Raw genomic sequence first — 11,578 nt, 5'->3', positions numbered from 1 at the left:
TTTTACCAACTGTCCGGTCAGTAATAATCTAAATTTACTTGAGGTATTCTTTTTGGTCAATTCCTTTTACTCTTTAAAGTATACAGGAAGCTCCTGATTATTATTTTTCTTGTCTTCTTTCAAAGACAAATCTTCAAGTGAATCCTTATCCACTCAGTTTCCCCCCACATCAGATCGTCATCTTCCATGAGCCTCTTACTTTAGATTACATGTATCTAATCAGCTTGTCCTTACGGACTATATATGTAAAACAGTCCTATCATATATGATAACAAAACCGTTTGACACCACATTTCTCCCCAACCGGGATCTTCAGATTTTCATACTTCCTTTTCCGATACCACTAGCATCACTGCCATTACCGGTATTCCTACGTGTAGCAGATTTCATTCTCATCCACTTCCTCTGGCACATCTTCATATGCAGCCATTATGATATCCTCTTCCTTCTTTAGGATGAAGTTTCCCTGCTGCATCTCCCAGAGCCTGTAATACTGCCCCTTCTTCTCTAGCAGCTCTTCATGGCTTCCTCTTTCTGCCACCTCGCCCTGGTCCATCACGATGATCTCATCGCAATTCTTTACCGTTGCCAGTCTGTGGGCGATTATAAGCATGGATTTGTTCCTGAATTTATTGTAAATCATATCGAATATGATGTTTTCCGTTCCAAAGTCCAGATTGCTGGTACTTTCATCCAGTATATAAAACTCGTTCTTCTTAAGGAAGGCCCTGGCAAGTGCGATTCTCTGCTTTTCTCCTCCACTTAAGCCATTCCCCGCTTCCTCCAGGTAGGTATAGTACTGCATTGGAAGTTTCTTTATGAATTCATGGGCATCTGCAGCCTTTGCTGCTTCCTTTACTTCCTCTAAGGAGGCATTCATTCTGCTCACCCGGATATTGTCATAGATGCTTTTTGAAAACAGCTCGATCGTCTGGGGCACATAGGAGATCGCCCGCCTCAGGGAATGATTCCTGTATTCCTTAAGGTCCACACCGTCGATCAGGATTTCTCCACCTTCCGGCTCGTAGTATTTTAGCAGAAGCTTTGCCACAGTAGATTTTCCGCTGCCACTGGCTCCCACAAGGGCTACCTTTTTCCCCTTCGGGATGGTAAAGCTGAGGTTCTTTAATACCGGTTTTCTGTTTCCATATCTGAAGGTTACATCCCTAAGCTCTATATCCCCATCTATCTTTTCAAGCTCCTGATACATCTTTTCCGTTTGGAAGCTGTCTGCCATCAGCATGGATGCCGGATTGTTCTTGTCTATTTCTGCATTTACGGACTGCTCCTGCTCGTAATCCAGGATTTCCGTCATTCGCTTCATGGATATGTTTGCTTCCTGGATCTGCAGCTGGAGTCCTACAAGCCTTCCCACCGGATCCATAAAGTACCCGGACAGGGTGGTGAACGCCATCAGGCTTCCCAGTGAGATGTTTCCATCAATCACCTGCATAATTCCAAAATACATCATGATAAGATTTCCAACCGTAGACACCATACCGGAGACGGAGCCCTGCACATTAGAAAGCATTCCCTCTTTCAGGCTGATTCTCAGGGACTTGATATACTCCCTTTCGATGTTTTCCAGCTCTGTTTCTTCGTTTGCATTTCCCTTAATGGTTTCTACAGCCCTGAGCCCTTCTATGATCTGGGAATTCAGCACTGATCCCTGCTGCATCTGTTCCTCATTAATCTTCTTGTATGGCTGTTTAAAGATAAACACCAGAAGGATGCTGATGACCGTCATAAACAGGATAATCACAAAAAGATTCAGATTCATCTTGAACAGGATCACTCCTGTAACCAGCGCCATGAAGATGTCCATGATCAGGGTGAGCGCTATGTTTGTGAAAATATTCTTAATTGTAAATGCATCAGAAAATCTGGTGATAATGTCACCGGTTTTTCTGGTTGCAAAAAACTTCATCGGAAGCTTATAGATATGCTCAAAGTATCCAAGCATCAACGGGATATCTATCTTCTGGGACAGATACAGCATCATCCACTGCCTTACGAAACTGATGATGACCTGGGTCATTCCTATTACTGAAAAGATAATCAGCACAAGCAGCAAGGTGTTTTCAAGTTTATAAGGCAGTATCTCATCCATGAGGATCTTATTGAATAAAGATGACACGATTCCCAGAACTGTCAGAATCACAGATGTAAGGATTGAGTATGCAAACAGTTTTTTCTGTGGAAGCAATAGTTTTACAAACCTGTCGAACATGCTCCCGCCCTTTATTTTACCTGTGGTAAAATTGCCGGCCGGCTTCAGGATCAGCATGGCCCCCGTAAAATTCTTATAGAATTCATCTGTTTCCATTCTGATCAGGTCTTTTCCCGGATCTCCTGCCACCACATATTTGGGTGAAACCTTAAATATGACGACAAAGTGGCTCAGTCCCTCTTTTGTAATGACGTTGGCAATTGCCGGCAGGGTATAGCTGCTTAAAAATCCATCCCTGTCAACCCTTACTGCCTGTGAGGCAAACCCCAGGCTTTCTGCGCATTTGCTCAGCCCGGTAAGATTGGTTCCCTTTAAATCCGTTCCCATGATATCCCTCAGCCGGGTCATCGTCGTTTCTTTCTTATAATGCAGACAGACCATGGCAAGACATGCTGCGGCACAGTCCGTTGCATCCTGTTGTTTCACAAATGTATATTTCATCTTCTATTTAGCAGAATACTGCTTGCTCCCTTCCTGATTTCGGGCCATAGCAAAGAGTTTCGCTTGCGAAACTCTCGCGCTGACGCGCAGTCGCTTCTGCGACATATTCTTCTTGTGCGTCATGCGCCTCCTCGCGGAGCTTTTTAATTTATAGAAAATTCGATAAATTTTCTGTAAACTAAAAAAAGTTGTGGGAGATTTCTCGACACAACATAAAAATGCAAAATTATAGAATCGTTTTAAAAAATCCGTATTACTCCCTCTATAGCCCCCGAATTTTCGTATTATGGCTTCCCAATTCCAATTTTAGCAAAAAATTCTTTTTTATAGTATCACAAGCTTTCACATTTTGTCAAATTACATTAACATTAACATAATGTTCATTATTTTACATTTTCAAACATAATCAATCATCTTTCATACAATTTCTCACACTGGTGCGGCAATCTAATTCCTTAGGGACTGCCATCAACACCTCTCGCGTCACGATAGTCGAATGGTAATCTTCTATAAAAACAGGATTTTTTTTGAACTTGAATATAGTGTAAAAAATAGGAGCACTTTCAGCTTTCACCAAAAGAACTCCTCTTATAATTGAATTATCTTCCAGGAACAAGACATTTCCACTTAATGGTACCTGACACCATAAAGACGACTTTATGGTGTCAGGTACCAACTCACATTCAGTATTATACCAAAGATGCACTGGCCTCTCAATCATTTGTCTACTGGGTAATCCCCAAAAGCCTCTGCTGAAAATTTATGATAATCCTTTACCCAATTTCTCTGACATCCTCACTCTTCACTACCCTGCCCGCGCTCTCAACAAGATGTATCATGCCCGCCATGATCAGAAACAGAAAGAGCGGATACAGCATAATATTGACGCGCTCAGCAATAACTCCGAACAGCGGCGGCATCAGCGTGGCTCCCACATAAGCAAACGCCATCTGCACGCCCATAATAGCCTGCGCATTTTCCGGGCCGAAGGTATCCGGAGTCGCATGGATCAGGCTCGGATAAATCGGCGCGCATCCCAGGCCGATCATAATAAGGCCCACGAACACCGGCGTATTTCCAGCAGGAATGAGAAGAACAAGAATTCCCATGATGCCGATGGCCTGCCCCAAACGGATCATATTTCTATCCCCCAGCCTGTCTGCAATAAAGCCGCTGATGAACCTTCCGGCTGTTATCCCAAGATAGAACAGGGATGCCCATTTTGCTGCAGTCTGGACATCGATCCCTTTATGCAGGACCATATAGCTGCTTGCCCATAATCCGGCAGTGGCTTCCACCGCACAGTAGCAGAAAAAGGCAGCCAGCATCTTTTTCGCTCCCCTGATCCGCAAAATCTGGTCAAGCTTCATGGCTTTTTCCTGTCTGCCCCCGTTCTCCGCCTTCCCTTCTGCCTTTCTCCAAAGGAAAAGTGTCAGGAAAAGCCCTGCTGCCAATACTACCTGAAGCATCTGGATCGCCTGATAGCCTTTGTTCCAGGTAAAGTTTCTCACAAGGAAAAATCCCATGATATAAGGTCCCGCCGATGCGCCGATTCCCCAGAAGCAGTGAAGCCAGCTCATATGCTTTGATTTGTAATGGAGGGCTACGAAGCTGTTCAGCGCCGCATCCACACTTCCAGCTCCCAGCCCGTAAGGGATTCCCCAGAGGCAGAGCATATAGAACGATGTGGAGACTGAGAATCCGAACAGGGCGGCGGCCGTCATGGCCACGCTGACTGCCGTTACAAGGCCAGTTCCGAATCTGGCGATCAGCCTCCCTGAATTCATGCTGGAAACAATCGTTCCAACTGAAATGATTACGGTTACGATTCCCACATAGGAAACCGGTACGCCAAGGTCCCCATACATGCTTGGCCATGCTGAACCCAGAATGGCATCCGGCAGTCCCAGTGAAATAAATGCGATATAGATAATGATCAATAAAATCGAAAACATCGTGTAAAACTCCTCTCGTTTTTAATAGCTCAATCCGGTGACCTTTTTAGCCACCGGGTTTTCCTAAGCCTGCCTGCTCAGACAGTCCAGCCCGATTGCAATCAGGCCCCGTTCATACTCTTCCTCCAGCTGGCCGGAAATGCGTATTTCCGCCTGGAACTTCCCTTTTGTTTCCGTCCTGATATAGCTGTCCAGCCAGGCAATGTCTGCTTCCTCGAAAAAGTCCCCGTACAGGATGAATGCTGCCGGTGCCAGCACGCAGCAGTAGACCGTCAGGATTCTGCCAACGATGGGAAGGACGCTGTCCTTGCTGCTGTAATCCAGGCTGTCCCACTTGATTTCAGGAAATGCAAATCCGATCTCGCCTGCAAAGTTCCGCATGCCCCTGTATATCTCCCCATTCAGAACAGCCCCTGCCCCGGGGCCATGGATCCTCGGAAAATAGATGCCCACAGTCGGTTCGGTCGAGTGTTCAAAATAGCAGTATCCATAAATCATTGCATTGATATCATTTTCTAATACGACGGGCACCTGATACCGCTCCCGGTAATAAGGGATGAATGTGCTTCCGACAATTCTTTCATAGTCGTTCAGCAGAATCTCTTCCCCATTGCTCTCGCCTGGCAGCCCGAATACGAGCATTGCAATCTTTTTGTCAGACGCAAATATCTCGTCCAGTATGCCGGAGAAGCTGTCGACCTCCACGTCGTCTATCTCTGCTTCCCGCATGCTGATCCGCTGGCCCTTCAGATTGACCGCAACAAAATGGAAATAGTTGCGGGAATTTTTCTGGAATCCGTACACGATTGCAAGATGACGGAAATCAAAATTGTATGTATACTGCATGGAAGGCCTGCCGCCGTCCGACGGAACATGGCCGTTTTCAAGGATTTCACCTGTCTTCACCATTTCAGATATCAGCGAATTGATCGTGACCACGCTCAGGCCGGTTTTCTGGGAAAGTTCCGGCTTCGTCAGACTGCCGTGTGCTGACATAAGCTCCCTGATCTGGTTCCTGTTGTTCTTTCTGATTGATTTTACAGTGTTCATGATTTACCTTCTCTTTTTGTTTGTAAACCGTCTTTATAAAGTGTCTTTATAAAGTATATTCACTTCTTTATGGTTTGTCAATCCCCATGCCTGTGCATTGCGCAGCATGATTACCTAAACGCAATGCGGCCATTCCGAAAAACGGCCGCATTTTATTCCACCATGAGATATCCCCTGGGTACATGCTGCTAAATCTGATTTTTATGAAAGCGGGACTTTAACCATAAATGCTTCATACGGCCTTAACACGTCCCTCTGAAACTCCTTGTAGTTGTGAAGCATCACATCTGCATCCGCCAGCAGCTGTTCTGCCTTCAGTTTCTGATTCCTGTCCGACAGGTTGCAGCAGATTATATATTTATAGTTTCCTTTTCTATCAAAACGCTCATATGCGAATATGCTTCTCTTCTCTTCAAATATAAGCCTGAAAGATCCATAGGTCAGTATATCATCATTCTTTTTAAGCTCGATCATCCTTCTATAAAAATTCAAGATCGAATCGTCATCCTTCATCTGTGCTTCGACGTTTATTTCGCGATAGTTTCTGTTTACCTTCATCCAGGGCTCTGCTTCTGAAAATCCGCCATTTACTGAGGAATCCCACTGCATCGGGGTCCTGGAATTATCCCTGGTCGTGCTCTTCAATATTTCAAACGCCTCTTCACTGGTGCATCCCTGGGCTATTTTCTCCTCATACTTTTCCAGGAAGGGAAAGTCGCGGAAATCGCAGGCATCCGAATAGTCGGCATTGACCATTCCTATTTCCTGTCCCTGGTAGAGGAAGGGGATCCCTTTCTGCATAAAGTACGCGAGGGCGAGACATTTAGCGCTTTCCTCTCTGTACCTGTCCGCATTTCCAAACTTGTTGATGCTTCTGACAAGGTCATGGTTTTCCAGGAACAGGGCAACCCATCCGTCATGTTCGATTGCATGCTGCCACTTTGAAAGAGCTTCCCTGAATTTTTTTACCGAAAAACGGTCCGTTCCTTCATCGTCCCACAGATGCTGATGTTCAAACTGGAATACGGAAGAAAACTTCCCTTCATCCGTAGAAATCCATTCCTTCATTTCCTTGTGGGATACGCCGCTTGCTTCGGCAATTGTAAAGATGTCGTACCTGTCAAACACATTTTTCTTTAGCTCTCCAAGAAGCTTATGGATTCCTGGCTGGTTCATGTTCTTTCCGAATGAAGGAACATGCTTCAGGCCTTTTGGATTCGGCATGTCAGAAAGGTCGCCCTTTTTAATATGGCTGATCGCATCCACACGGAAGCCGTCAATTCCCTTGTCCAGCCACCACCGCACCATCCGGAATACTTCCTCTTTGGCATCCTCGTTTTCCCAATTGATGTCCGGCATTTTTCTGCTGAACAGATGTAGAAAATACTGTTCTGTGGCTTCATCATACTCCCAGGCCGAACCTCCGAATATGCTTTCCCAGTTATTCGGTTCCGCCCCTCCGTCTTTGCCGCCTTTGCTGTCTTTGCTGTCTTTACTGTCTTTGCTGTCTTTTCCGTCTTTGCTGTCTTTTCCGATTTTTACTTCTTTTCCGGTTTTCCCGTCTTTACAATCTTTTCCGTCCTTCCAGATATACCAGTCTCTTTTCGGATGATCCACGGAGCTTCTTGATTCCGCAAACCACTGATGCTCATCAGAGGTATGGTTGATCACCAGGTCCATGATGACCCTGATCCCTTTTTCGTGGGCTTCGGCCAGAAGCAGGTCAAACTCTTCCATCGTGCCGTATTCCTTCTGGATTTTCTGATAATCCCTTATGTCATAGCCATTGTCATCGTTGGGTGAATCGTAGATCGGGCATATCCAGATCAGATCAATTCCCAGATATGCCAGATAGTCCAGCTTCTCCCTGATTCCATTTATATCTCCTATACCATCTCCGTTGCTATCGTTAAAACTGCGTGGATAAATCTGGTATGCTACGCAGTTCTTCCACCATGGTTCCTTCTTATTCATTACTGCTTTCCTCTCACTCCGGTTTTTGCATGTCTTCTATATAAATACTAAATCCTTATCTTCCGCTTGCTACAACCATTTTCTTCAGCTGCGGCAAATTCCTGTCAAGTTCCCTGAAATCTGCAAGCTTCCACTCCCAGTTCGGGCTTCCAAGAGTTCCCGGGGTATTGAGTCTCCCCTCATCGCCCAATCCCATGATATCCTGTATGGGTACGACCGCCACGGCTGCTATGCTGTCCAACGCATAAGCAATGAACCTGTGGGAAATCATGTTCTGGCGGTACCCTTTTCTCCAAAGGTACAGCCTGATGGCAAGCCTCCGCAGGAGCTTCTGTGACTCATACCAGCCCCTGATTGTCTGATTGTCATGTGTCCCCGTATAGATGATCATGTTTTCCCGGTCCTGAAAGTTATTGTTCTTTTCATTCGGATCAAAGGTGAACTGGACTACCTTCATTCCCTTGAGTCCGAAATGGTCCCGCAGCTTCAGGACTTCCGGTCTGAGGTCCCCCAGATCCTCTGCCACGATCTCCACATCCGGGAGCTTCTCTGACAGGATTTCGAAAAGTTCATATCCAGGCGCCTCTACCCATTCGCCTTCTACTGCTGTCGGGCAGGAAGCTGGTATTTTCCAGTAGGTATCAAATCCTCTGAAATGGTCAATCCTCACGATATCAAACAGCTCTCCCGCGTAGGAAAGGCGGTTGACCCATAAATCAAATCCGCGGGTCTTAATAAAATCCCAGTTGTAGATCGGATTTCCCCATCTCTGTCCGGACTCGCTGAAATAGTCAGGCGGAACTCCCGCGATAAATGCCGGCCTGCACTCCAGATCCAGAAGAAAGCACTCCTGGTTGTCCCATACGTCAAGGGAGTCTATTCCCACATAGATCGGGATATCACCCATGATTTTTATGCCTGCCTGATTTGCAGATTTCTTAAGTGCCATCCACTGTTTGTAGAATATATACTGCAGGAATATCTCATACCTGATTTCATTTTTATAAGGCTCTATGTTAAATTTTCTGTCCCTGATCCACTCGCGCTGCTCTTTCGGCCATTCATTCCAGCATCTCAGATTATTCGCCTTCTTCAGCGTTATGAATACTGCATATTTATATACCCAGTCCCTGCGTCTGAATTCCTCGTAATCCTCTGTGGGCCTGAATGCGTCGAAGGCTTCCCTCAGATAGCCCTCTTTAAAGCTCCTTACTGCCTGATAATCTATCCTTGTTTCGTCCTTCCGGAAATCCTTTATCTCCCTGATCAGCCCTTCCTCTTTTAAAAGCTCGAGACTGATATAAAGCTCGTCGCCTGCATAGGAAGAATAGGGCTGGTATGGGGAGTTCCCAAAACCAAGAGGATTCAGGGGAAGGATCTGCCAGATCTTCACTCCGCTTTCCTTCAGCTTTTTCACAAATTCGTAACTGCTTTTCCCGAAATCCCCGATGCCGTGCCTTGACGGCAGCGCCGAAACAGGAAGCAAAACGCCCGCATCTCTCATTAATAAATCTCCTCTCTTAAAACATAACGTCTGCCTTGGAGCAGACTGAAGCGGTTACCCTTTTACCGCTCCGCTTGCAATGCCTTCCACATAGTACTTCTGCATAACGACAAACAGGATTGCTATAGGGATTGATACGACAACGGCGCCGGCAGCAAATCTTGTATACCACATGTTGACGTATTCCTTCTGAAGCATTGTCCAGAGGCCGATTGCGACTGTATAGTTCTTGTAATTGTCGCCCATGATTACTTTTGCAAAAATAAAGTCAAGCCATGGTGCCAGGAATGACGTCAGCACTGTATAGACAATAATAGGCTGAGACAAAGGCATGGTTATCTTCGTGAATACCTGCCATTTGTTGGCGCCATCCAGAAGCGCCGATTCGTCCAAGGCCTTCGGGACCGTATCGAAGAATCCTTTTGCGATATGATACTGAAGCCCCGCGCCGCTTGAATAGACCAGAATCAGGGCGATCAGCGATTGCGTGATTCCGATTCCTTTTAAAATATAGTACACTGCGATCATGGACATAAATCCCGGAAACATGTTCAGAATGAGACCGACATTCATAAATCCCTTCCTGCCGTGAAACCGCAGCCTCGAAAAGCTGTAGGATACGCACAGTACATAGAAGGTTGAGAGCAGGCATGAACACACGGCAACAAAAAACGTGTTTCCGAACCATCTCAGAAAGAAGAACTGCCTGACATCCGTAAACAGTTCCGTATAGTTGTCAAAGGTAAAGCTTTTTGGCCAGAAATACGGCTGGTAGGAACCAGGATCTCCCCTGAACGATGTCATTATGATCCACAGTATGGGGAATATCCAGATGCATGACAGCAATGCCAGAATAACGTGTACAAGGGCGTTCGATGCAGTCTGTTTCTTTTTCATGGAACGTTCTTTTTTCATCATTGATAATCCTCCTCATTTTTATAGGATTTCGTATTCCTGTAGGTAATCAGCGACAATACCGCCGATATGATAAACACGATAATACCGATTACAGCCGCATAGGAATAATCGAAGCTGTTTACGGTCAGTTTGTAGAGCCAGGTGACCAGCAGATCCGTATGGCCTGCCTGGTAAAACTTCAGCGTATTAGGCCCGCCGCCCGTCAGAAGGAAGATGACATTGAAGTTATTGATATTTCCGACGAACTGGGTGATCAGATACGGTGTCGTGATGAAGAACATATAAGGCAGGGTGATCTTCACAAACATCTGGTAAGGATTTGCCCCGTCAACCCTGGCGGCCTCATATAAGTCTGCCGGTATATTCTGGAGTATGCCTGTAGTAATCAGCATGGTGTAAGGAACACCCACCCAGATATTTACTATGATTACCGTTACTTTTGCCCAAAGACCCGATGAAAGGAAGGGCAGTGAGGAATCGATGAGTCCAAGTTCCTGCAGCAGCACATTGACAGCTCCGCTTTCCTGCAGCATGCTTCTCATGACCAGCAGGGATACAAACTGTGGAACCGCTATGGACATGACGAAAATCGTTCTCCAGAAACGTTTGAACCTGGTTTCCTTCCTGTTGATCATGATCGCCAGGATCATTCCCAGGATATAATTCAAAAATGTAGCAAATACCGCCCATACAATGGTCCATATGAGAATCGGCCAGAAAGTACGCCCGATGGTGCTTCCTGCATTCAGCATGGTCTTGAAATTTGCAAGGCCGACCCAGGTGAAAAGATTTCCCGGCGGCTGATGGGTCTTGTCGAAATTCGTGAATGCGATCAGGATCATAAACACCAGCGGCAGCACATTGAACATCAGTATTCCAAGAAACGGAACCGCCAACAGTGCCTTATGGAGCTTTGCATCTGCATAGGATCTGATGTCTTCCCTGAAGTTCGGAATATGTTTTCCCTGTTCCTTCAGCTTCTGCACCCGTATTGCAGATCTGATATTCGAAAACCAGATGACCGCAAACACCACAATAATAAAGATTCCTACTACAGCAGCCAGCAGCAGCAGCATTGAATTCTGCCCCTGGGTCTTTACGTAGATTCCTCTGGCTTCATCAAACACCATCCCCTGTTTCTGATCCCCCAGATTATCAAGATGGGAAAGCGCAGTTACCCCAAACATAATCATATAGAAGATAAACCCAAGTTCCATTGTAAAATAAAGCAGCCCTTTTATCACTTGCCTCCGGAACAGATTGGACACGCCCAGCAGTGCAAAGGATAGTTTTGTCAGCACGTCACCATCTCGGAATATCTCCCCGATTTCCCGGAAAACATTCTTTCCAGTTCCAGAATTGCCTTTTTTCTTTTTCATAATCTTCACACCAATACCTCCTTTTCAAATACATACTTTCTCGGAATCTCTAGCCCTTATTCTATAAGGGGTTCAACTCCTTTATTTTTAAAATCACCCACTTTTTCACCGAAAAAACTTGACAAAT

General features: G+C 45.7%; 7 protein-coding genes. All 7 read right to left on the bottom strand.

The annotated features are described in order from the left end of the window. Positions 1-370: 370 nt before the first annotated feature. The 7 genes from BJR36_RS19220 to BJR36_RS19185 all read right to left on the bottom strand — a co-directional run bounded on the left by BJR36_RS19220 (position 371) and on the right by BJR36_RS19185 (position 11,451). On the bottom strand, positions 371-2,671 hold the full coding sequence (locus BJR36_RS19220) for a peptidase domain-containing ABC transporter (RefSeq protein WP_091237053.1): 2,301 nt from the start codon (positions 2,669-2,671) through the stop codon (positions 371-373). 773 nt (positions 2,672-3,444) lie between these two features. Then, a complete protein-coding gene (locus BJR36_RS19210) occupies positions 3,445-4,626 on the bottom strand; it encodes an MFS transporter (RefSeq protein ID WP_091237051.1) in 1,182 nt (393 codons plus the stop codon). Positions 4,627-4,689: 63 nt separating this feature from the next. Beyond that, positions 4,690-5,676: an ROK family protein gene (locus BJR36_RS19205; protein ID WP_091237050.1), complete on the bottom strand. Its 987-nt coding sequence runs from the start codon at positions 5,674-5,676 to the stop codon at positions 4,690-4,692. 201 nt (positions 5,677-5,877) lie between these two features. Further along, the gene (locus BJR36_RS19200; RefSeq protein ID WP_091237049.1) at positions 5,878-7,650 is read right to left on the bottom strand and encodes an alpha-glucosidase; all 1,773 of its coding nucleotides are present in this window, start codon (positions 7,648-7,650) and stop codon (positions 5,878-5,880) included. Between the two features lie 55 nt (positions 7,651-7,705). After that, positions 7,706-9,154 carry a 4-alpha-glucanotransferase gene (gene malQ / locus BJR36_RS19195; RefSeq protein WP_091237048.1) on the bottom strand — a complete coding sequence of 483 codons (1,449 nt, stop codon included), beginning with the start codon at positions 9,152-9,154 and terminating at the stop codon, positions 7,706-7,708. 54 nt (positions 9,155-9,208) lie between these two features. Then, complete coding sequence (locus BJR36_RS19190; protein WP_091237047.1) at positions 9,209-10,072, bottom strand: sugar ABC transporter permease; 864 nt, start codon at positions 10,070-10,072, stop codon at positions 9,209-9,211. After that, complete coding sequence (locus BJR36_RS19185) at positions 10,069-11,451, bottom strand: carbohydrate ABC transporter permease (RefSeq protein ID WP_091237054.1); 1,383 nt, start codon at positions 11,449-11,451, stop codon at positions 10,069-10,071. The genes BJR36_RS19190 and BJR36_RS19185 overlap by 4 nt, the downstream gene beginning before the upstream one ends. Between the last annotated feature and the right edge of the window lie 127 nt (positions 11,452-11,578).

Origin of the sequence: Anaerobium acetethylicum (genome assembly GCF_900096945.1) — a bacterium.
Lineage (GTDB): Bacteria > Bacillota > Clostridia > Lachnospirales > Lachnospiraceae > Anaerobium > Anaerobium acetethylicum.
Note: the sequence above shows the minus strand (reverse complement) of the source record. Positions and strands in the feature narration are given on the sequence as shown.